Source organism: Bradyrhizobium guangdongense (assembly GCF_004114975.1).
GTDB lineage: Bacteria > Pseudomonadota > Alphaproteobacteria > Rhizobiales > Xanthobacteraceae > Bradyrhizobium > Bradyrhizobium guangdongense.
In genome coordinates this window covers 5,643,421-5,665,881 of the sequence record NZ_CP030051.1, presented here as the reverse complement: position 1 = coordinate 5,665,881, position 22,461 = coordinate 5,643,421, and the positions used below count along the sequence as shown (strand labels likewise).

At 64.0% G+C, this 22,461-nt stretch carries 18 protein-coding genes and 1 pseudogene; 13 read left to right on the top strand and 6 right to left on the bottom strand.

Annotation, left to right across the window (positions count from 1 at the left end; genetic code table 11):
- Window positions 1-160: 160 nt before the first annotated feature.
- The 3 genes from X265_RS41525 to X265_RS41515 are packed head-to-tail and all read left to right on the top strand — an operon-like array spanning window position 161 to window position 3,737.
- Window positions 161-1,714 carry a hypothetical protein gene (locus X265_RS41525; RefSeq protein ID WP_244659277.1) on the top strand — a complete coding sequence of 518 codons (1,554 nt, stop codon included), beginning with the start codon at window positions 161-163 and terminating at the stop codon, window positions 1,712-1,714.
- Entirely contained in the window at window positions 1,711-2,679 is a 969-nt protein-coding gene (locus X265_RS41520) for a hypothetical protein (RefSeq protein WP_244659278.1), read from the top strand. Before X265_RS41525 ends, X265_RS41520 begins: the two co-directional genes overlap by 4 nt.
- Before the next feature lie 23 nt (window positions 2,680-2,702).
- Complete coding sequence (locus X265_RS41515) at window positions 2,703-3,737, top strand: calcium-binding protein (RefSeq protein ID WP_244659279.1); 1,035 nt, start codon at window positions 2,703-2,705, stop codon at window positions 3,735-3,737.
- Window positions 3,738-3,905: 168 nt separating this feature from the next.
- Here X265_RS41515 and X265_RS27035 read toward each other — a convergent pair whose 3' ends face one another.
- Complete coding sequence (locus tag X265_RS27035) at window positions 3,906-4,649, bottom strand: SDR family NAD(P)-dependent oxidoreductase (RefSeq protein WP_128969421.1); 744 nt, start codon at window positions 4,647-4,649, stop codon at window positions 3,906-3,908.
- A gap of 142 nt (window positions 4,650-4,791) precedes the next feature.
- Here X265_RS27035 and X265_RS27030 point away from each other — a divergent pair, with 142 nt between their 5' ends.
- The 5 genes and pseudogenes from X265_RS27030 to X265_RS27015 all read left to right on the top strand — a co-directional run bounded on the left by X265_RS27030 (window position 4,792) and on the right by X265_RS27015 (window position 11,064).
- On the top strand, window positions 4,792-5,562 hold the full coding sequence (locus tag X265_RS27030) for a methyltransferase domain-containing protein (protein ID WP_128967593.1): 771 nt from the start codon (window positions 4,792-4,794) through the stop codon (window positions 5,560-5,562).
- A gap of 216 nt (window positions 5,563-5,778) precedes the next feature.
- On the top strand, window positions 5,779-6,780 hold the full coding sequence (locus tag X265_RS27025) for a DctP family TRAP transporter solute-binding subunit (RefSeq protein ID WP_128967592.1): 1,002 nt from the start codon (window positions 5,779-5,781) through the stop codon (window positions 6,778-6,780).
- 236 nt (window positions 6,781-7,016) lie between these two features.
- A pseudogene (locus tag X265_RS42120) lies at window positions 7,017-7,334 on the top strand (TRAP transporter small permease); the annotation flags it as partial.
- Between the two features lie 291 nt (window positions 7,335-7,625).
- Entirely contained in the window at window positions 7,626-8,909 is a 1,284-nt protein-coding gene (locus X265_RS42115) for a TRAP transporter large permease (RefSeq protein WP_308421656.1), read from the top strand.
- 232 nt (window positions 8,910-9,141) lie between these two features.
- Window positions 9,142-11,064, top strand: coding sequence for an alkyl/aryl-sulfatase (locus tag X265_RS27015; RefSeq protein WP_128967591.1), 1,923 nt, complete (start codon window positions 9,142-9,144; stop codon window positions 11,062-11,064).
- A gap of 185 nt (window positions 11,065-11,249) precedes the next feature.
- On the opposite strand, the gene X265_RS27010 is transcribed toward X265_RS27015, so the two are convergent.
- The gene (locus X265_RS27010; RefSeq protein WP_128967590.1) at window positions 11,250-12,320 is read right to left on the bottom strand and encodes a glycosyltransferase family 4 protein; all 1,071 of its coding nucleotides are present in this window, start codon (window positions 12,318-12,320) and stop codon (window positions 11,250-11,252) included.
- Window positions 12,321-12,595: 275 nt separating this feature from the next.
- On the opposite strand from X265_RS27010, the gene X265_RS27005 reads away from it, so the two are divergent.
- Genes X265_RS27005 through X265_RS26990 form a run of 4 tightly spaced genes read left to right on the top strand, consistent with a single transcriptional unit; the run spans window position 12,596 to window position 18,499 of the window.
- Window positions 12,596-14,359, top strand: coding sequence for an ABC transporter ATP-binding protein (locus X265_RS27005; protein WP_128967589.1), 1,764 nt, complete (start codon window positions 12,596-12,598; stop codon window positions 14,357-14,359).
- A 58-nt stretch (window positions 14,360-14,417) separates the two neighbouring features.
- On the top strand, window positions 14,418-16,622 hold the full coding sequence (locus X265_RS27000; protein WP_128967588.1) for an amylo-alpha-1,6-glucosidase: 2,205 nt from the start codon (window positions 14,418-14,420) through the stop codon (window positions 16,620-16,622).
- Window positions 16,623-16,641: 19 nt separating this feature from the next.
- Window positions 16,642-17,163: a PRC-barrel domain-containing protein gene (locus X265_RS26995; RefSeq protein ID WP_164938814.1), complete on the top strand. Its 522-nt coding sequence runs from the start codon at window positions 16,642-16,644 to the stop codon at window positions 17,161-17,163.
- A 22-nt stretch (window positions 17,164-17,185) separates the two neighbouring features.
- Window positions 17,186-18,499, top strand: a complete 1,314-nt coding sequence (locus tag X265_RS26990) for an MFS transporter (protein ID WP_128967587.1) — start codon at window positions 17,186-17,188, stop codon at window positions 18,497-18,499.
- 40 nt (window positions 18,500-18,539) lie between these two features.
- On the opposite strand, the gene X265_RS26985 is transcribed toward X265_RS26990, so the two are convergent.
- Entirely contained in the window at window positions 18,540-19,238 is a 699-nt protein-coding gene (locus tag X265_RS26985; RefSeq protein ID WP_164938813.1) for a helix-turn-helix domain-containing protein, read from the bottom strand.
- 212 nt (window positions 19,239-19,450) lie between these two features.
- Between X265_RS26985 and X265_RS26980 the strand changes: the two genes are divergently transcribed.
- Window positions 19,451-19,705 carry a hypothetical protein gene (locus X265_RS26980; RefSeq protein ID WP_128967585.1) on the top strand — a complete coding sequence of 85 codons (255 nt, stop codon included), beginning with the start codon at window positions 19,451-19,453 and terminating at the stop codon, window positions 19,703-19,705.
- A gap of 12 nt (window positions 19,706-19,717) precedes the next feature.
- On the opposite strand, the gene X265_RS26975 is transcribed toward X265_RS26980, so the two are convergent.
- The 3 genes from X265_RS26975 to fixL all read right to left on the bottom strand — a co-directional run bounded on the left by X265_RS26975 (window position 19,718) and on the right by fixL (window position 22,344).
- Window positions 19,718-20,134: a response regulator transcription factor gene (locus X265_RS26975; RefSeq protein ID WP_128967584.1), complete on the bottom strand. Its 417-nt coding sequence runs from the start codon at window positions 20,132-20,134 to the stop codon at window positions 19,718-19,720.
- Between the two features lie 71 nt (window positions 20,135-20,205).
- Window positions 20,206-20,823: a response regulator FixJ gene (gene fixJ, locus X265_RS26970; RefSeq protein WP_128967583.1), complete on the bottom strand. Its 618-nt coding sequence runs from the start codon at window positions 20,821-20,823 to the stop codon at window positions 20,206-20,208.
- Between the two features lie 3 nt (window positions 20,824-20,826).
- A complete protein-coding gene (gene fixL, locus X265_RS26965; RefSeq protein WP_128967582.1) occupies window positions 20,827-22,344 on the bottom strand; it encodes a sensor protein FixL in 1,518 nt (505 codons plus the stop codon).
- Window positions 22,345-22,461 lie beyond the last annotated feature (117 nt).

The window sequence follows — 22,461 nt, the reverse complement described above, 5'->3', positions numbered from 1 at the left end:
TATCGGTTGCTTGACAGTCATTCTGAACTGCCGCAGTTGGGTTGAATGACCTTCGAATGATTTTGCTTTGCTCGTTTGATTTTCCAGGCACCAAACGCGGAGCATTCAGATGACGGTTGTTCCTCCCGCCAGTGGAGTTACGCTCCACAATGGCGATACAATGGATGTCAGCTACGGCGCTTCCGTCGACAGCACGACGATCCTGACTGGCGGCTTGCAGACGGTCGGCGGATCTTTCGGAACGAGTACGGCGACCCACACCCTCATCGATGGTGGAGAGCAGGACGTTATCCTTGACGGCGTCGCCAGCTATACCACGATCGACGCAGGCGGCGTGCAGCGTGTCACTGGCCAATTCGCCCATGAAGGTCCGACGCCCGGGGCGGTCGATCACACTACGATCAATAGCGGCGGCGAGCAGGATATCGATACGGGCACCGCAACGGCGACCACGGTCAATTCCGGCGGCGTCCAGAACGTGACGAAGGGCGGCAGCGCCAGCGGCACGATCGTCATGTCCGGCGGTGTTCTCAACGTATCCGGTGAAACCATAGACATCGCCCCCGTCTATCCACCGCCGGTGATTCCAAGCGTTGCGACCGGTGCAACCGTCAACTACGGAGGCGAATTCAACGTCACCGGCGGCGGGACCGCCGTGAACGCAACCGTCAACGGCGGCGTGATGACGGTCTCGGGATCGATACCGGATCCGTTCGCCAATGTTCCCGGTCAGCCGGCCGTCGACGCCAGCATGGCGACCGGCACCATTGTCGAAGGTTTTGGACTGCTGACGGTCTCGAACGGAGCCTTGGTATCAGGAACAATGCTCCAGAATTTCGGCAAGATGAACGTGGATGCCGGTGGCACAGCGAGCGACACGACGGTCAATTACGGCACGATGCAACTGTCTGCCGGCGCCACGGCGACCAACACGACCGTCAATCAATTCGGCGTTTTCGTTGTGCTGGGGAACGCCCATTTTTCCGGGACGGTCTTCAACGCCGGCAGCACCTTCGAAATCGGCGACGGTACGATTGAAAGCGGGTTTACTGTCGCGAACGGGGTGACGCTGGACGTTTTGAACGGGGGTATCCTCAATGACAGCATCGTCGCCGCGGGGGGAACACTGTTCGCCGAAGCCGGCGCGACGCTATCCCATACGACGTTCCAAAGCGGGGCAACCTTCGTTGCCGACTATGGCTACACCGAAGGCGGCTTCACCGTAGCGAACGGCATATTGTTCAAGGTGTTCGGCACTGCCACGAACACCACGATATCGGCCGGCGGCAAGCAACTCGTCGGCGAATACGATCTGGGTGGAGTCGCCAGCCACACGATCATCAATGGCGGCGAACAGGATGTCGGACTGCAGTCCACCGCGAGCTACACGACCATCAACGCAGGCGGGCTTCAGCGCGTCACCGGCGTTTACATCCACGATTTGCCTGGGCCGGGGCGGGCCGATCACACCACCATCAACAATGGCGGCGAGCAAGACGTCGATACCGGCATCGTCACGTCGACCACCGTCAATGCCGGCGGCGTTCAGAATCTCACGAACGGCGGAATTGCAAGCAATACGATCGTCAAATCTGGCGGCGTCCTCAATGCATCGGGAGAAACGTCTATCATTCGCCCGGAGGCATGTACGCCGCCGTCATCAGAAGCGAAGTCGATTCAGCTGTCGTCGACAGCGGCGGGCAATTGCACTTGACCGGGGCGGGGATCGCCAAGAACACCACGATCGATGGTGGCGTGATGACGGTGTCGGGATCGATTCCTGATCCCGTAACCGACGACCCAAACGCACCGGCGGTCGATGCCAGCGCGGCGAGCGGGACCATCCTCAATTCAGGAAGCCTCTCCGTCTCCGAGGGCGGCATCATTACCTCCACGACCCTGAACGGCGGCACGCTCGATGTGCTCAATCAGGGCACCGCGAACGCTTCGACCATTCATCTTGGGGCCTCGGAGTTCGTGGAGACCGGCGGCATTGTCGGTGCGACCACGATCGCCGGCGGCATGCTCGACCTCAAGGCGGGCGCGATCTCCGACGATGCGATCACCTTCTCCGGACAAGGCACACTCAAGCTCGAGCAGAGGCTGACGTCGGGTGCGGCGACCTTTGTCAGCGAGATCAAGAGCGTCTCGCTCGGCGACCGGATCGATCTTTCCGGGCTGTCCTATACCAGCCGCGCAACGGCGACCATATCCGGCTCGAAACTCACGGTCAGCAACGGCATGGCCAGCGAGACTTTAACGCTGGCGGATACCTCGGTCACGCATTTCGGGATCACGAAGGACGGCGCCGGCGGCATTCTGCTGACGGCCGCCGCTCTGCCGACCATCGCGGGAGCCATATCCGGGCAAACCACCAGCAACGAGGCTGCGATCAATCCGTTCGCAGCCGTCACGATCACAGATCCGAACGCAGGGGCAATGGATAGTCTGATCATCACCCTCGCGGGCGCGGCTGGTAGCCTGTCCGAGGCAGGATTGATCTCGCTCGGAAACGAGACCTACGAACTGGCGGCGACCAGTGCAGCCCAGCTGACCGCCGAGCTGCACGACCTCACCTTCGTCGCTTCGCCTCACGGAGACGGCAGCGCGACGACCACGTTCACGCTGAGCGACACCAGCAGCGTCGGCCTGACTGTCAACGATATCAACACCTCATAGACACGCATCAGGCCGGCCCCACCGTGATCAACGGCCCGGCATCCGGCTACGCGACCATTCAGGGCACGACGGGCAACGACATCATCCACGCCTATGGCATGTTCAATGTCATCCACAGCAATGGCGGCAACGACACGATCTACGCCGGACTGTACGGGACGGTCGATGTGTCGAGCGGCGATAGCGCCGTCCATCTGGAGGGTTTCGGCAACCGCGTCACAGGTGGCGACGGCAACATCACGGTGACGGGATCGACAGGCGCCACCATGATGACGCTCGGGAACGGCAACAACGCCATCGACGCCGGCGGATACGGTGACTACATCACGCTGGGCAACGGCAACAATGTTGCTCATCCGGGCGACGGCGCCAGCACAACGATAGGCGGCAACGGCAACGACCAGGTGACGCTTTCCGGGTTTGGCAACACGGTCATACTTGGAAACGGAAACGATCTCGTCACGGGCGGAGGCGGCGCCAACAGCGTCACGCTCGGCGACGGCAACAACATTGTGAATCTCGGCGGAATGGTCAACCAGATCACCGTCGGTTCAGGGACAAACACCGTCATCGCCGGCAACGGGGCGGACAGCGTCGTCGCCGGGGCCGGCCACGACACGATCACACTGGGTGGAACCGGCAACCACGTGGTGCTCAACGGCTCCCAGGCGACCGTGACGAACCAGATTGGCCTGGACGTCGTGACGGCCAATGGCGGATCAGACCAGTTCAACTTTGTCGGGTTCGGCAACCAGGCGATCATCAATGGCCCGGCCCATGTCGACATCAACGATCACAGCACGGGCCTGATCGTCGCTGTCAATTCCGGCAACCAGATCGATACGATCTCCGGATTTGGCAATGACGTGTCGGGTGTCGTCGATCTCGCGAACGGCGTCGGCAATTACCACTCCGTTGCCGATATCATGAACGCGCTGAGGGGTGATGGGCATGGCGGGACCGTGCTGGCCCTGGGCAGTGCGCCGAACGCGGGGTCGATCGATTTCGTCGACACCGCGATCAGCCAATTGCACGCATCGAGCTTTGTGATCGTGTAGTTGCGAAGCCGGGATCACCATGCCCGTGATGTATCGCGCCACCGGGTGGAGCCAGATCTCGTAGGGTGGCGTGCCCACTATTGGCAATGAGTATAAAGATCGTGGGCACGGCGCGCGAAAGCGCGCCTTTGCCCACGCGACGGCACCGAGCGGGTTGGGCGCCGTTCTCTAGAACTGATACCTTCTCAACCCGCCATCCACCGGGATCACCGTGCCCGTGATGTAGCGCGCCACCGGCGACGCCAGGAACACGGCGAGGGCGGCGAGGTCTTCCGGCTCGCCCCAATAGCCGACCGGAATCTCTTCCTCGGCAAAACGCTCGCGATAATCCTCAGGATAGTTGCGGCGGATCTGCTCGCTCATGATGCGGCCGGGCGGGATGCAGTTGATGGTGATGCCGTGCTCGCCGATCTCGCGCGACAGGCCCTTGGCCCAGGCATGCACGGCGGCCTTTGCCGCAAAGGCGGCATTGAGGCCTTCCGGCTCGGACTTGCCGGTGATGTTGACGATGCGGCCCCATTTGCGTTCGATCATCTGCGGCAAGAGCGCATGTGCGATGCGGCGGTAGCTGGTGAAGTTCAGCGCGATCGCCTCGTCCCATTTGCTGTCGGGCGCATCGACGGGGAGAGGGCGGCTGCCGCCGGCATTGTTGATGAGGATGTCGACATGACCGAGCTGCTTCAGCGCGAAAGCGGTGATCCTCTCCGCGGCGTCCTTGGCCATCACGTCCTGCTCGAACGGGGTGATCAGGCCGCCTCCGACCTCCTTCACCAGCTCGGCGAGCAGCTCGGTGCGTCGGGCCACGCCGACGACGCGGACGCCTTCGGCTGCCAAGCCCTTGGCGATGGCACGGCCGATGCCGATGCTCGCGCCGGTGACGACAGCGGTTTTCGATTTCAGGCCGAGGTCCATGGTCACACGCTCTCTTGGGGTTCTTGCTTTTTGCTTTCGTTTCCCGCTCGCCTCGCAGGCTTTGCGAATTGCCTGGGCGGGACAAGCAGTGGTAACCAAGAGCGACAGTGAAGGAAACACCAAAAAGAAAAGGCGTAGGCCGATGGTCTGGGATCCGCAGCAATATCTGAAATTCTCCGGCCACCGGCTTCGGCCCGCCGTGGACCTGCTGATGCGAATTCCGGATGTCGGTCCGCGCACGATCGCCGATCTCGGCGCGGGCGCCGGCAACGTGACAAAACTGATCAAGGAGCGCTGGCCGTCTGCGGCGGTGACCGGCGTCGAGGGCTCCGCCGAGATGGTTGCCGCCGGACGCAAAGCCGCGCCCGATGTGGAATGGTCACATGAAGACCTCGGCCACTGGCATCCCGCAAAGCAATACGACATCGTCTATTCCAATGCCGCACTGCACTGGCTGCCCAATCATGCGGCACTATTTCCCTCGGTCATGGAGAAGGTCGCACCCGGCGGGATCCTTGCCGTGCAGATGCCGCGCAACTTCCTGGCGCCATCGCATGTCCTGATCGGCGAGACCGCCCTGGACGGACCGTGGCGATCCAAGCTCGAACACCTCGTCACGCCGCCCCCGGTCGAGGGACCGGCCTTCTATCACGACGTGCTCGCGCCGCTGTCCCAGAATATCGATATCTGGGAGACCGAATATCTTCAGGTGCTGGAAGGCGAAAATCCTGTGAAGGAATGGACCAAGGGCACCTGGCTGACGCGCTATCTCGACGTGCTCGAGGGCGACGAGAAGGTTGCGTTCGAAACGGCCTACGGGATGCGGGTTGCAAAGGCGTATCCGAAGAATGCGGCGGGGCAGACCCTGTTCCCGTTCCGGCGGCTGTTCATGGTCGCCCAGCGCAAAGGTTAACAACCTTCGGCAATGCGACATAAGCGCTCGCTTCCTCGCGGGCGAGCGAACGCCGGGTTGCGCATGCGACCGCCGTCAAGCTAGCCTGCCTGCGGCATAGCTTCGCTGTGGCAAATTGGGCTTAGGTCTAGTTGTTCGGGGTCCGGATTGCTGCCACTACTGAATTCCTAAAAACAAAAAAGAATCCGGTTTCCTAGGTTGTTGGGGAGGTCCTTCATGCGCAAACTGCTCTTTGCGGCCGCTGCGGTCGCGTTCGCTCTGGCTCCGGCCGTTGCCCAGGCCCAGAGCCCGATCGTCATCAAGTTCAGCCATGTCGTCGCCAACGACACCCCGAAGGGGAAGGGCGCGCTGAAGTTCAAGGAGCTTGCGGAGAAGTACACCGACGGCAAGGTGAAGGTCGAAGTCTATCCGAACTCCTCCCTCTACAAGGACAAGGAAGAGATCGAGGCGCTGCAGCTCGGCTCGGTGCAGATGCTGGCACCCTCGACCGCGAAATTCGCCCCGCTCGGGATCAAGGAATTCGAGGCGCTCGATCTGCCCTGGCTGTTCAAGGACGAGGCGACCTATTCCGCCGCGATGAAGGGCACCGTCGGCAAGTGGCTGTTCCAGAAGCTGGAGACCAAGGGCATCACCGGGCTCGCCTATTGGGACAACGGTTTCCACATGGTGTCCTCGAACCGGCCGCTGATCAAGCCGGAGGATTTCAAGGGCCTGAAATTCCGCATCTCCGGATCCAAGATCGCCGACCAATACTTCCGCCTGATGGGGTCGATCCCGCAGATCATGGCGTTCTCGGAAGTCTACCAGGCGCTGCAGACCGGCGTGGTCGACGGCTGCGAGAACACGGCGTCCAATTATCTGACGCAGAAGTTCTACGAGGTGCAGAAGGACATCACCGTGTCCTATCATGCGCATCTGCAATACGCCGTCATCGTCAATTCGAAATTCTGGTCGGGCCTGCCGCCTGATATCCGCACCCAGCTCGAGAAGGCGATGGCGGACGCAACCGACTACACCAACCAGATCGCGCACCAGGAGAACGAGGACGCGCTGGCCGAGATCAAGAAGTCCGGCAAGACCACGCTGCACTATCTGACCGACGCCGACCGCAAGGCCTGGCAGGAGGCGATGCAGCCGACCTACAAATGGGCCAAGGGCCGGGTCGGGCAGGAGGTGCTCGATCTCGTTGCCAAGGAACTCGACGTCAAGATGAACTGACGCGTTGTCCGGGAGAACAAGACGAACGGTCGGGAGTGCATGCACTCCCGGCCGTTTCGTATCGATAGGGGGACTTTGATTTGCTTCGCCTGCTCAACCAGGCGCTCAACCATCTCGAAGAATGGTTGATCGCGACGCTCATTGCCGCTGCAACCGGACTGATCTTCATCGCCGTCGTGCACCGTTACGGTGCGGGCGAATCGATCAACCTCGCGCGATGGGCGACCGCACACGGAATGCCCTGGCTGGCGTCGCTCGCGATGGCCGTGTTCACCTTCATGTCCGAGCTGGACCTGTCGTGGGCGCAGGAGCTCTGCATCTACATGTTCATCTGGATGGCGAAGTTCGGCGCGGCCTATGGCGTGCGGACCGGCATCCATGTCGGCGTCGATCTGCTCGTCAACCGCCTGCCGGAGCATTCGCGCAAGCACGTCATCCTGTTCGCGCTGCTCTGCGGCGCGCTGTTCACCGGCATGATCGCCGCCTTCGGCGCCTCCTTCGTGGGCGAGATGTTCCACACCGGGCAGCAATCCAACGATCTGGAAGCGCCGATGTGGTTCGTCTATCTGGCGATCCCGCTCGGCTCCGGCTTGATGTGCTTCCGCTTCCTCCAGGTCTCCTGGTTCTATTTCTGGACCGGCGATCTGCCGCATCACGACGAGACCCATGTCGAGGGCGTCCAGGCCGACGTCTCGCCGGCGCTGCATCCGCAGCCCGCGGGCGCGGCGACGAAAGCGGCGTCGCGAAAGGTCTCGCCGCTCGGCGTGATCCTGATCCTGACGCCGATCCTGATCTTCATGCTCTGTCTCGCCGAGAAGACCGGCTTCATCGTGCTGCCGCACTGGATGCGCGCGGCAACCGTGTTCGCACTGCTGATCGCGCTGATGCTGACCGGCATTCCGGTCTCGATCGCGCTCGGCCTCACCGTGATGACGTTCCTGTTCACGTTGACCGCGGTGCCGATCGAAGCGGTCTCGATGAAGCTCTTCACCGGCATCGAAGGCTTCGAGATCATGGCGATCCCGTTCTTCATCCTCGCCGGCAACTTCCTCACCCATGGCGGCGTCGCGCGGCGCATGATCAACTTCGCGACCTCGCTGATCGGGCACTGGCACGGCGGTCTCGGGCTTGCCGGCATCGTCGCTTGCGCGATGTTCGCTCTGGTGTGCGGCTCGAGCGTGGCGACGGTCGCCGCGATCGGCGCCATCGTGCTGCCGGAGATGGTCCGCCACGGCTATCCGATGCGTTTCGGCGCCGGCATCATCACGGTCGCGGGCTCGCTCGGGATCTTGATGCTGCCGTCGATCCCGAAGATCGTCTACGCGGTCTCGACCAATACCTCGATCGGGGCGCTGTTCGTCGCCGGCCTGTTGCCCGGCATCCTGCTCACCACCATGCTCTGCATCGTCACCTGGTGGCTGGCGCGCAAGCGCGACTATCCCCGGCTGACGAAGGCAACCTGGGCGGAAACCGTTCACGCCTTCCGCGAGAGTGTCTGGGGCCTGATGCTGGTCGTCATCATCATCGGCGGCATCTACAGCGGGCTGTTCACCGCGACCGAGGCGGCTGCGATGGCCGCGGTCTATTCGTTCTTCATCTCGGTGTTCGTCTACAAGGCGATCGGGATGAAGGACGTGCCGCGGGTGCTGCTCCGCGCCGCCAACACCAGCGCGATGCTGCTCTACATCGTCACCAACGCGGTGCTGTTCTCCTTCGTGCTCTCCAACGAGAACCTGCCGGCGACGCTCGCCGACTGGATCGCGGCGCAGAACCTCGGCTGGGTCGGCTTCCTGCTGCTGGTCAACGTGCTGCTGCTGCTCGCCGGCAACTTCATGGAGCCGAACTCGATCATCCTGATCATGGCGCCGATCCTGGCGCCGGCGGCCAAGAAGCTCGGCATCGACCTCGTCCATTTCGGCATCGTCATGGACGTCAACATGGAGGTCGGCCTCTGCCATCCCCCTGTGGGCCTCAACCTCTACGTCGCATCGATGATCGCGCGAATGCGCATCACGGATCTCGCGGGAGCGGTGATGCCGTGGCTGCTCACCATGCTCGGCTTCCTCGTCATCGTGACCTATTGGCCCGACCTGACGCTCTGGCTGCCGCGGGTGCTTGGGATGCACTGACCTTGCACCCTCTCCCCTCGTTGGAGAGGGTGGCTCGCCGCGTAGCGGCGAGACGGGTGAGGGTTCACGGTTAGTCTCGCTAGCGGAGAGATACCCCTCATCCGGCGCTTCGCGCCACCTTCTCCCACAGGGGGAGAAGGAAGAGGAGCGGTCCTTTCTCCTCCCTGCGCTAACGATGGCAATCGACCGCGAGATGCGGTTAGATGCCGTGCATCAGGCCGGGAGGATACAAATGACCAGCTTTGAGCCGAAGGATGCAACGCCGTCCGTGATTGCGCAGCATCAGGCGATGCTGAAGGCGCTGCCGTTTTCCGATACGCGGGATTTCGATGATGCCGCGCGCGGCTTCCTCGGCACGATCGAGCAGGCGAAGATCACGAATCCGCAGGGGCGGACGGTCTGGAGCCTCGAGCCCTATGGCTTTCTGTCGGCTGAAGAGGCGCCGCCGACGGTCAATCCCAGCCTGTGGCGGCAGTCGCGGCTCAACATGCAGCACGGCCTGTTCGAGGTCGTGCCGGGCGTCTACCAGGTGCGCGGGCTCGACATCGCCAACATGACGCTGATCGAGGGCGACAGCGGTGTCATCGTGGTCGACACCCTGACCTCGATCGAGGGCGCGCGCGCCGCGCTCGATCTGTATTTCAAGCACCGCGGCCTCAAGCCGGTCGCGGCGGTGATCTTCACTCACACCCACACCGACCATTGGGGCGGGGCGCGCGGCGTGCTGGAGGAGGATGCGCTCGCCACGGGCCGCGTGCCGATCATCGCGCCTGATCTGTTCATGGAGCATGCCGTCTCCGAGAACATCATCGCGGGACCTGCGATGCTGCGCCGGGCGCAGTACCAGTTCGGGCCGTTCCTCGCCAAGGGGGTACGCGGGCAGGTCGATTGCGGCCTCGGCAAGACCATGGCGGCGGGCGCGGTCGCGTTGCTGCGACCGACCGACCTGATCATGGCAACCGGCGACAAGCGCGTGATCGACGGCGTCGAGTTCGAATTCCAGATGGCGCCGAACAGCGAAGCGCCGGCGGAGATGCACTTCTTCCTGCCGCGCTACAAGCTCTTGAACCTCGCCGAGAACTGCACGCATAATTTCCACAACTTGCTGCCGTTCCGCGGCGCCGACGTGCGCGACGCGCTGGCCTGGTCGAAGTATCTGGGCGAAGCGCTGCAGCTGTGGGGCGGCAAGGCCGAGGCGATGTGCGGCCAGCATCACTGGCCGGTGTGGGGCCGCGAGCGCATCGACGCCATGATCCGCGAGCAGCGCGACCTCTACAAGTTCGCGCACGACCAGACCATCCGGCTGATGAATCACGGGCTGAACGCGGCCGAGATCGCCGAGACGATCCAGCTGCCGAAGAGCCTCGAAGGCGCCTGGCACGGCCGCGGCTATTACGGCCATATCAGGCACAATGTGAAAGCGATCTACCAGAAATATCTCGGCTGGTACGACGCCAACCCGGTCAATCTCGATCCGTTGCCGCCGGTGGCGGCAGGCAAGAAATATGTCGAATACATGGGCGGCGCGGATGCGATCCTCGCGCGGGCGCGCGCGGATTTCGACAGGGGCGAATTCCGCTTCGTGGCGCAGGCACTCGGCCATCTCGTCTTCGCCGAGCCCGATCATGGGGCGGCGCGGAGCCTGCTGGCCGATACGCTGGAGCAGCTCGGCTACGCCGCCGAGAGCTCGACCTGGCGCAATGCCTATCTGTTCGGCGCCCAGGAGCTGCGGCAGGGCATGCCGAAGACGCCGCCGCGCCCGCCGATGCCGCGCGAGACGTTGGCGGCACTCTGCACCTCGCAGCTCTGGGACGTGCTCGGCATCCGCCTCAACGGCCCGAAGGCGGAAGGCAAGCGCATCGTGCTGAACTGGCGCTTTTCGGACACCGGCGAGACATTCGTGCTCAACCTCGAGAACTGCGCGCTCACCTATACCGAAGGCGTGCAGGCCGAAAACGCCGACGCCAGCTTTACGCTGGCGCGCGCGACGCTGGACGAAGTGATCGCCAAGCTGACGAGCTTTCCGGAAGCCGTCGCCGCCGGCAAGGTCAAGCTGTCGGGCAATCCGATGAAGCTCGCCGAGCTGATGGGGCTGATGGACGAATTCCCGCGGATGTTCGAGATCGTGGAGCCGAAGCGGGCGGCGGTGGTGTAGGGGGCGTTCCTCGCTCCGTCCCCCGTCATTGCGAGGAGCTCTTGCGACGAAACAATCCAGAGTCCCTCCGCGGAGACGGCCTGGATTGCTTCGCCACGCTCGCAATGACGTGTTGATGGAGTGGGGCTCAAAACGTCTATGGCCGGGACGAGCCCGGCCAGGCCGCGCGCAGTCCTGTGGAGCCCTTACTCCGCGCTGCTCACCAGCTTGATCCGCGGCGCCTGTTCTTCCGCGAGGCTGCGATAGGCGGCGAGATAGTCCAGCGCCATCCGCCGCGCGGTGAAGCGCTTCTCGAACTGCTTGCGGATGGCCGTGCGGTCGAGCTGTGCCAGGCGGTTGACCACGCCGGCGGCGCTGAGGACGTCTTCGACCACGAAGCCGGTGAGGCCCTCGTCGATGATCTCAGGAACCGAGCCGCGATTGAAGGCCACGACCGGTGTGCCGCAGGCCATGGACTCGATCATCACGAGGCCGAAGGGCTCAGGCCAGTCGATCGGCAGCAACAGACCGAGCGCCCCGCTCAGGAAGTCCGACTTCTCGTGATCGCCGATCTCGCCGATGAAATCCACCAGCGGATTGTTATCGATCATCGGCTTGATCAGCTCGTCGTAGTAATCCTGGTCGGCCCTGTCGACCTTCGCCGCGATCTTCAGCGGGATGCCGCAATGGGTCGCGATCTTGATGGCGCGGTCGACGCCTTTTTCCGGGGCGATGCGGCCGAGCACGGCAAGGTATTCCTGCTTTGCGGGCTTTGGTGTCAGCAGGTTCTCGGGAAGCCCATGGTAGATGGTCGACACCCAGTTTGCCTGCGGCACCGGCCGCCGCTGCGCATTCGAGATCGAGATGACGGGCATCTTGGAGAAGGTGTTGAAGACGGGCTGATGTTCCGGCAGGTCGAGCCGGCCGTGCAGCGTAGTCAGGAACGGCGTCGGCTGCCGGTAGAACAGCGACCACGGATAATAGTCGAGATGGAAGTGAACGAAATCGAACTGCTCGTCGTCGCATTTCTGCCGCACGCGCTCCAGCAGCACCATGTGCAGCGCGTTCGGATCGCGCACCGAGCCGTCGAGCCGGAGCGCCCGCGGCCATAGCGCGTCCAGCTTCGCGGACGTCTGCGAATCGCCGCTGGCGAACAGCGTCACGTCGTGTCCGAGCGCAACCAGCTCTTCCGTCAACCAATGCACCACCCGCTCGGTGCCGCCGTACAGCTTGGGTGGAACAGCCTCCGTCAACGGAGCTACCTGCGCGATGCGCATCTCACCATCTCCTCTGCGATCATGTGGTTGAAACCCCCGCCGTGTATCGGGCACCGGCATGCCGACAAGGGAACGTTCCCGCAGTTGCGAAGTTCCTTATCCCGAACGTTACTTCTTCGACACAGTGCAGCGTGGTCGCGATGCTGCCATCACCTCTTCTCACATCGTCCGCATCCGCATGTCGTGATGAACTTGCCCGGGAACCGAGGCGAAGCGGTCGATGTTCAGTCGGCTTAAGAGAAAACTGAAGTCATCACGACGGGGTCGGTAGTCACATGGATCATCTTTCGAGATACGCGCGCAGACCATTTGCCTTTGTGTTGCGCTATCTGCGGCATCGGCTGGCGTCGCATCTGGTGATCCTGGGCGCTGTCGTCGCCGCGGTTGCCTGCTCCGTAGGCACGCAGTACGGCGTCAAATCTCTTGTCGACAGTTTGTCTGCAGGAACTTCGCATGGCGGCAGCGTATGGCTGGCATTCATTCTGCTCATGTCGCTGATCGCCGCCGACAATTTTCTGTGGCGGATCGCGAGCTGGACCGCGAGCTTCACCTTCGTTCGTGTCACGGGCGATTTACGTCGTGACATATTTCGTCATCTGACCGGACACGCGCCGAGCTACTTCTCGGATCGGATGCCGGGCATGCTGACCAGCCGCATCACGGCGACATCGAACGCGGTGTTCACCGTCGAGAACATGTTCGTCTGGAACGTGTTGCCGCCGTGTATCGCCACAATTGCGGCGATCATGCTGATCGGAACCGTCAGTCCGTACATGGCGGCAGGCCTGATCGTGGTTGCCGGCGGGATGGTGATCGCGATGTTCCGTCTGGCCGCGGCCGGCAAGCCGCTGCATGACGATTTCGCCGACAAGGCGGCGGTCGTGGACGGCGAAATGATCGACGTCATCAGCAACATGCCGCTGGTCCGCGCCTTCTGCGGCATCGGCCACGAGCACGAGCGGTTCGATGCGACCGTGAACCGGGAACTGACGGCGCGCGGGCGCAGCCTGCGCTATCTCGAGAAGCTGCGGCTCACTCACGCCGCCGTGACCGTGGTCCTGACGGTGGCGCTGATGGCTTGGGCGATCACGCTGTGGCAGCAGGGCGAGGCCACCACCGGCGATGTCGTGCTGGTCTGCACGCTCGGCCTCTCCATCCTCAACGCGACGCGTGATCTCGCGGTGGCGCTGGTCGACGTCACCCAGCACGTGGCGCGCCTGACCGAGGCGATCGCCACGCTCCTGGTGCCGCACGAGCTGCGCGATCACCCCGAGGCCGAGCCGCTGGTCAAGAGCGGTGCCGCGATCGCGTATAACAATGTCACCTTCGGCTATCCCGGTGGTGAGAAGATCTTCGAGCGGTTCAGCCTGCGCCTGCAGCCGGGCCAGCGCGTTGGTCTGGTCGGCCAGTCCGGCGGCGGCAAGTCGACCCTGTTCACGCTGCTGCAGCGATTCTACGACGTGGACGAGGGCAGCATCACCATCGACGGTCAGGACATCTCGATGGTGACGCAGCTCAGCCTGCGCGAGGCGATCTCCGTGGTGCCCCAGGACATTTCCCTGTTCCACCGCTCCATTCGCGAGAACATCCGCTACGGCCGGCCCAACGCAACCGACGACGAGGTGCTCCGCGCCGCGATCGCGGCGCGCTGCGATTTCATCGACAGCCTGCCCGAAGGTCTGGACACCATGGTCGGCGACCGCGGCGTGAAAATGTCCGGCGGCCAGCGTCAGCGTATCGCGATCGCACGCGCCTTCCTGAAGGATGCGCCGATCCTGCTGCTCGACGAGGCCACCGCCGCGCTCGACAGCGAATCCGAGGAGGCGATCCGCGAGGCGCTAAGCCGCCTGATGCGCGGCCGCACCGTGATCGCGATCGCGCATCGGCTGGCGACGCTGCGCAATTTCGATCGCGTGGTCGTGCTGAAGAACGGCAAGATCATCGAGGACGGCGCGCCCGACCGCCTGATGCAGAGCCATGGTCCGTACCGTGAGCTGGTGACCCAGGAAATGAGCCGGCTCGCGAAGTTCGCCGCGTAACACAAACTGTCGCGTTTGCGTTGGTCGCGTTCGAAATCAAGACGCAGGGGAGCAGCTCATGGCAGCCGAAGCCGTCACCAAGATCATTTCGGTATCGCAGACGGTGGAGTCCGTCTCGGAGCAGGCCTTCTACATTCCGATGACGGGCCCCGCCGCGCGGCCGCGGCGGTCGCTCAAGCACGACGACACCTTCATCGTTCTCGACAGCCATGGCGACATCGGCGCCTCGGCCGGCGGGCCCGACGGTCTGTTCAACCATGACACGCGCTATCTGGCGCGGCTGGAGCTCGTGCTCGACGATCTGCAGCCGTTGTTGCTCGGGTCCAACCTGCGCGACGACAATTCGGGATTGACGGTCGATCTCACCAATCCCGACATCTATCGCGAGGACCGTCTCGTCCTGCAGAAGGACCTGCTGCACATCGTGCGCACGATCTTCCTGTGGCGCGGCACGGCGTATCAGCGCATCGGGCTGCAGAACCACGGCGAGCAGCGCGCAAGCTTCGAGCTGACGCTGCTGTTCGACAATGATTTTGCCGATCTGTTCGAAGTGCGCGGTGAGCGACGGCCTCGCCGCGGGACCGGCACCAGCAAGCTGCTCGGACCGACCGACGTGCTGTTCGAATATCGCGGCCTCGACGACACCGAGCGCACCACCGGCCTGCATTTCGATCCGCGTCCGACGCGGCTCTCGGTCAATGCCGCGACCTGGCAGCTCGAGCTGGATCCGCACGAGGCCAAATCGCTGTTCGTCGCCGTCTCCTGCAACCGGCCGGTCGGAGAAAAGCCGGCGCGCTTCTTCAGGGGGTTGCTCGCCCACCGCCGAGAGATGCGGCAGTCCACCAACGGCGCGGCGAGCATCGAGACCTCCAACAACATCTTCAACGAGGTGCTGTGCCAGGCCATGGCGGACCTCAACATGCTGATGACGGAGACGCCGCAGGGGCGCTATCCCTATGCCGGCATTCCCTGGTACTCGACGACGTTCGGCCGCGACGGGTTGATCACCGCACTACAGATGCTGTGGGTCGATCCGCGGGTCGCCAAGGGCGTGCTGCGGCGGCTCGCGCATTTCCAGGCCAAGGCGGTCGATCCGCTCGCCGATGCCGCGCCAGGAAAGATCCTGCACGAGATGCGCGGCGGCGAGATGGCGGCGCTGCGCGAGGTGCCGTTCTCGCAATATTACGGCAGCGTGGATTCGACCGCCTTGTTCGTCCTGCTTGCCGGTCGCTATTTCGAGCGCACCGGTGACGAGCAGACGCTGATCGAGCTGTGGCCGGCGATCGAGGCGGGGCTTGCCTGGATCGACGGTCCCGGCGACCCCGACCAGGACGGTTTCGTCGAATACCAGCGCGCCACCGAAAAGGGCCTCGCCAACCAGGGCTGGAAGGACTCTTACGACGCGATCTTTCACGCCGACGGCAAGCTTGCGGAAGGCAATATCGCGCTTGCGGAAGTCCAGGGTTATGTCTACGCCGCCAAGCAGCTCGCCGCGCGATGCGCGTTGAAGCTCGGCAAACCCGATCTCGCCGGCAAGCTCGAGGCGGAAGCCAAGGCGCTGGCCGAACGCTTCGAACAGGCGTTCTGGTGCGAAGAGCTCGGTACATACGCGCTCGCGCTCGACGGCAACAAGCGCCGGTGTGAGGTCCGCACCTCGAATGCCGGGCAGGTGCTGTTCAGCGGCATGATCCGCCAGGACCGCGCCCGCCTCGTTGCCGCCGATCTGATGCGCCCGCACTTCTTCTCGGGCTGGGGCATTCGCACCGTCGCGCGCGGCGAGGTGCGCTACAATCCGATGTCGTATCACGACGGATCGATCTGGCCGCACGACAACGCGCTCATCGCGCTCGGGCTCGCGCATTACGGGCTGAAGCACTCGGTCGCGCACGTGTTCAAGGGCCTGTTCGATGCCGCAACCTATATGGATCTGCGCCGGCTGCCGGAATTGTTCTGCGGCTTCCGCCGCGAGAAGCGGCGCGGTCCGACGCTTTATCCGGTCGCCTGCGCGCCGCAGGCCTGGGCCAGCGCGACGCCGTTCACGCTGCTGGAAGCGGCGCTCGGCATCGAGTTCGACGTCCCGCGTTGCGAGATTCGCCTGCGCAATCCGCATCTGCCGGCGTTCCTGAACGAGGTCATCCTGCGCGATCTGTGCCTCGGCGAATCCAGCGTCGATTTGCGCGTCAGCCGCCACGGCCACGATGTGGCGCTGGAGGTTCTGCGCACGCGCGGCCGTATCCAGGTGTCGATCGTGCTGGCGCATTAGCGGCCGGCAAGGAGGGGTCATGCGTACCGGCAGATGGTTGATCCTGAGTGTGGCGATCGTCGCGGGTGCGACGGTGGCCGTATCGCGGGCCGCTGAGGAACAGCCCGCGGCGACGACCGAGGCGAACGCGCCTCCGACGGTTCAGCCGCCGGCATCGGTCGTTCCCGTGACGCCGAAGGACGCCGCGCCGCCGCCCTCGGTGACGATCATCGGCGCCAGCGACGCCCACGGTGTGCTCGGACGCGATGTGCGTAGTGCTGCCGACGAGGACATGGGCCGCATCGTCGACGTCATCGTCGATCGCGAGGGTCATGTCCGCGCCGCCGTGATCGATTTCGGCGGTTTCCTCGGGGTCGGCAGCCGCAAGATCGTGGTGGACTGGAATGCGCTGCGTTTCGGCAAGATCGCCAACAAGAAGGACAGCATCACGCTGGAATTGACCAAGGCGCAGGTCGCGGCCGCGCCGGAATACAAGGAAGACACGCCGATGGTCGTGCTGGGGGCGTCCGGCAGTCTTCAACCGCTGCAAGCCATCCAGTGAGATGCGGGAGGGCTGACCGCCTGTGCTCTTGTCGAGGAAGCCTGATCATGAGAAGCGCGAGGGACGCGTTGAACAGGACAACGTCGCCGCGCCCATGCTTGCGGGCATTCCGGCGCCGTCGCGCCGCAGCCTGCGCGGTCTCGACTGGTTCATCTTCTTCCTCGCCGACGTGCAGACCGGCTTCGGTCCGTTCATCGCCGTTTATTTGACCACGCAGAAATGGACGCAAGTCGAGATCGGCTTCGTGCTGTCGATCGGCGGCATCGTCGCGCTGATCGGGCAGATGCCGGGCGGCGCCATCATCGATGCCGCGAGATCCGAGCGGCTGGTCGCCGCGCTTGCGATCGCGACCATCGGCTGCTGCGCGCTGGCCTATGCGGCGCTGCCGGTCTTTGCCGTGGTGGTGACCGCGGCCACGCTGCATGCGGCGGCGAGCTGCGTCCTGGGGCCGGCGATCGCGGCGATCAGCCTTGGCCTCGTCGGTCCGCTCGCGATCGGCGAGCGGCTCGGCCGCAACGCCCGCTTTGCCTCGCTCGGCAACGGCGTCGCCGCTGCGGTGATGGGGACGGCGGGATATCTTCTCTCGAGCCGCTCGGTGTTCCTGGTCACCTTCCTGCTCGCGATCCCGACCCTGATCGCGCTGTCGCGCATCCGCGAGGAGGAGGTCGACATTGCGCGCTGCCACGGCGAGATGCCGCGCGAGGCGCCTGTTCCTGGCGATACCAATATCTGGCACCTGATTCGGCAGCGCCCGCTGATCGTTTTTGCGTTGAGCGTGTTGCTGTTGCAGCTCGCCAACGCCTCGATGATGCCCCTGATGGCAAGCGCGGTGACGGCGCGCTCGAGCCAGTGGGCGACGGTGCTGGTGGCTTTCTGCATCGTCGTGCCGCAGGCCATTGTCGCGCTGCTGTCGCCCTCGGTCGGACGCAAGGCGCAACTCTGGGGCCGCCGTCCGTTGCTGCTGATCGGCTTCGGCGCGCTGGCGATTCGCGGCGTGCTGTTTGCGACCGTGCGCGATCCCTATCTGCTGGTAATGGTGCAGGTGTTCGACGGCATCACTGCGGCCGTATTCGCGGTGATGATTCCCCTGATCGTCGCCGATGTCGCCTTCGGCAGCGGGCACTTCAACCTGGCGCAGGGCATCGTCGGCACCGCGACCGGGATCGGCGCCTCCCTGAGCACCGCGCTCGGCGGCTATGTCAGCGACAAGTTCGGCAATGCCACCGCCTTCTTCGGCCTCGCAGGCATTGCTGCGACCGGGCTGCTGCTGATCCTCTTCGTGATGCCGGAAACGCGGCGCACAGGCTTGATCGCCGCAAAAGAAATGGCCGGCTGAACGAATTCAGCCGGCCAAGTTGGTAGGGAGGACGAAAAGATCAGGCGTCGAGATTGTGCAGGCGCTGGCGGTTGCGCAGCACGATCTGGCGGGCGCCGGAGAAGCCGAGAATGCCTTGGGCATGGAGCTGCGACAGCGCGCGCGAGACGGTTTCGAGGGTGAGGCCGAGATAGTCACCGATGTCGCGGCGGCACATCGGCAGCGCCATCATGCCGGCAACGGCGAGGCGGCGGTCCATTTCGAGCAGGAAGGTCGCAACCCGCTCCATCGCGGTCTTGCGGCCAAGCAGCAGCATGTGGTCTTCGGCGTGGCGCAGCTCGCCGGCCGTCATGGCCCAGAGCTTGCGGGCGACCTGCACGTCGGTGCCGGCGGCCTTCTCGAGGCTCCCGCGCTTCACCAGGCGCACAGTCGTGTCGATGATGGCTTCAGCGGCGAGGCGATGGCTGGTGCCGGATTCGAGGCCGAACACGTCGCCGGCAAGATGGAAGGCGCCGATCTGGCGGCGGCCGTCGGAGAGGAGCTTGTAGGTGCGAACGGCGCCGGAGACGACCTGATAGACGTATTCGGCCGGCTCGTCTTCACCGTAGATCTCCTCGTCCTTTCGGTAGGAGAACTCGGTGGCGACCAGGCCGACATGGCCGGTGATTGCGCCGAACTGGTCCGAGACGGGATGGGCGGGGGCAATCTTGCCACCGATTTGGGTGTTGATCGCCTGGGTGTTGAACGTCTGGGTCAGCATCTGCGCCATCTCCGTTGTGATGGCGCTTTCCTACGCGGTATCCGGGGCATCGAAAATTTCGCGAGATATCTTAAGGGGGGTTACCTACGTACTATCCCGGAGGTCCCCGCGGGCTGAAAATACCGCTGTTCTCACACTTCGGTGTCCGGGAAATATCGGCCCTCCAACGCAGGTCTGGTCATCGGAAGCCTTCTCTCCAAAGGAGACGCCCGATGACGTCGAAATCTATTCCGCCTGTTCTGGCTGCGCTGTTGCTTGCGCTGCTGCCGGACATGTCAGCGACAGCCCGGCCTCGAATCAACACCATCCACAGCTACCCGCATTCGAGCCCGATCGAGGGCCGGCAGATCGCGGCTCCGCCCTGGAGCGCCGCCTGCATGACGGATCACGGCCCAAGCGAGTGCGGCGAGCCGATGTGGATTTATGGTCCTCGCAGCGAGATCGCGCAGTACAGAAGCGCGTTCTGAGGCCGGCTCCGGTTACCGCGATCGGTCCTGGATGGCGCGGCGGATGCGTTTGATCAGGTTTTCGTCGAGAAGCGGCTTCAGGATCACGTCCTTGACGCCTGCTGCCGCCGCCCGGGCCGAGATGTTGCCGTCGGGATAGCCGGTGATCAGGATCACCGGGGTGTCGCCGTTGGACTGACGCAGCCGGCCGGCAAGATCGATGCCGTTGATGTCGGGCATCTTGTAGTCGATCACGAAGCAATCCGCCTCGGGCGCACCGCTGGCGTTGAGCAGCGCCGTGCCATTCCTGAAGGTCCGCACGGCGAAGCCGTCGGTTTCCAGCAGGAATCGAAGGGATCCCAACACGGCAGCGTCATCGTCGACCACAAAGACGGTGGGCTTTGTGGTGGGGGACGACAGCTGCTCAGGGGGCGCGCTGATCTCAATCATGCTGATTGGCTAGCACGGCGCCCGGGAACGGCTTTGACCTGCCTCAATTGGATTTGCCCAATCCGATTGCTTCAGTCCTTCAGCATGCCGGCGCGCATCGCCAGCCGCACCAGCTCCGACAGGCTATTGGCCTGCATCTTGGTCATGACGTTAGCCCGGTAGACCTCGATGGTCCGGGGGCTGATGTCGTATTCGCGGGCGATCAGCTTGTTGGAGAGGCCGGCGATCAGCCCTTCCATGACCTGGCGTTCTCTGGGACTCAGGGACGCGACCCGGGCGGCGATGTCCTGGGCGACGGCCTCGCTCTTGGCCGCCGGCTCGGCCTGTCGGAGCGCCAGCTCGATCATGGCGGTCAGACGATCGTCCTCGAACGGCTTTTCGAGGAAGTCGACCGCCCCGAGCTTCATCGCCTCGACCGCCAGCGGCACGTCGCCATGACCGGTCATGATCAGGATCGGGAACGGGCTTTGCTGCGCCTTCATGCGCTTCAGGAGCTCGATGCCGTCGAGCCCCGGCATGCGGACGTCGGAGACGACGCAGCCGAAGGCAAGGCCCGGCAGGGCCTCGAGGAAGGCCTGTGCGTCGTCGAACAGCGTGACGCCGAAGCCTGCGGAATCCAGCAGGAAGTTCAGCGAATCCCGCATCGCGGCGTCGTCGTCGATGACGTAGATATGTCCCTTGGTCGTCATGAATCAGGTCTCGTCCGTTGCCGGCAAGGTGAAGCGAAAGGTTGCTCCGCCCGATGCGTTGTTCTCGGCCCACATCCTTCCGCCGTGAGCCTCGATGATCGAGCGGCTGATGGACAGTCCCACGCCCATGCCGGTTTCCTTGGTGGTGAAGAAGGTCTGAAAGAGGTTTGGAAGCACGTCGCTCTGGAACCCGGCGCCGGTGTCTGAGACCTCGACCTCGATCATGCCGTCGGCGACGCGGGTGTTGGCGACGACGAGCTCGCGCCGCGGCGACTGCGCCATCGCTTCCAGCGCGTTGCGGAAGAGATTGACCAGTACCTGCTGGATCTGCACCCGGTCGGCGAGGACGAGATCGGCGCCGGGATCGAGGCTGAAGCGAAGCTGCACGTTCTGTTCGCGCGCGCCGGCGAGCCCGAGCGCGCCGGCCTCCTCGATCAGTTTGGAGAGGCTCTCGACCCGCTTCTCCGATTCGCCGCGGGAGACGAAATCGCGCAGCCGCCGGATGATCTGCCCGGCGCGCAAGGCCTGCTCGGCCGCGCGGTCAAGCGCGCTTTCGACCTTCGGGGTGTTCGGATCGACGCTGCCGGCGAGGAGGCGCCGCGACCCTTTCATGTAATTGCTGATTGCCGCCAGCGGCTGGTTGAGCTCGTGGGCCAGCGCCGAGGCCATTTCGCCCATCGCCGTCAGCCGCGAAACGTGCACCAGCTCGGATTGCAGCTCCTGGAGCCGCGCCTGGGTCTGCTGGTGCTCGGTAAGATCGCGGACGAAGCCGGTGAAATAGGGCTCGCCGCCAGACTGCATCTCGCCGATCGACAGGTGCATCGGAAAGGTGGTCCCGTCGCGCCGCTTGCCGGTCACGATGCGGCCGATGCCGATGATGTGCGGATCGTTGGTGGTGCGATAGCGCGCAATGTAGCTGTCGTGGCGGCTACGGTCCGGCTCCGGCATCAGGATGCTGACGTTCTGGCCGATCGCCTCCTGTTCGGACCAGCCGAACAGGCGCTCGGCGGCCGTGCTGAACAGCTGCATGATGCCCCGGCCGTCGATGACGATCATGGCGTCGGGAATGGTCTGAAGAATGGACCGGAGGTGGGTCTCGCGGGTGCGCAGCGCTTCCTCGACCTGCTTCTCCTTGTCGATATCGAGGAGGATTCCGCTGAGATGGCGGGCAAGGCCGGCCTCATCCCTGATCAGGCCGGCGCGAGCCCTGATCCATTTGCCCCGGTCGGATGTTCCTGCAATCCGGAAGGAAACGTCGAATCCGCCGCCATGCTCGGTGACCTGTTTGATGGCGCTCTCGACCCGTTCACGGTCCGCAGGCTCGAGCCGCGAGAGGAAGAGGTCGTAGCTTGCCGGCTGGCCCCGCTCGATACCGAGCAGGATCCGCGCGGTTTCCGACCATTCCAGTTCGCGCGTCGAGAGGTCGAGATCCCAGGTACCGACGCCGAATCCCTCGATTCGGACCCGGAAATGCTCGCCGCGATGGTCGTCCGGCGGGTGCGTTACACGGGTCGGCGACAAGCGATGCTCCTCTTCTGATGCGGTTGGCTCCGGATGCGGTTACCGCTGGCCGCAATGTCGCCCAAGCCCGGCCCGGAGGCAAGGTCCGTCGTCTGACGCCGGCTGGCGTCGCGCGCG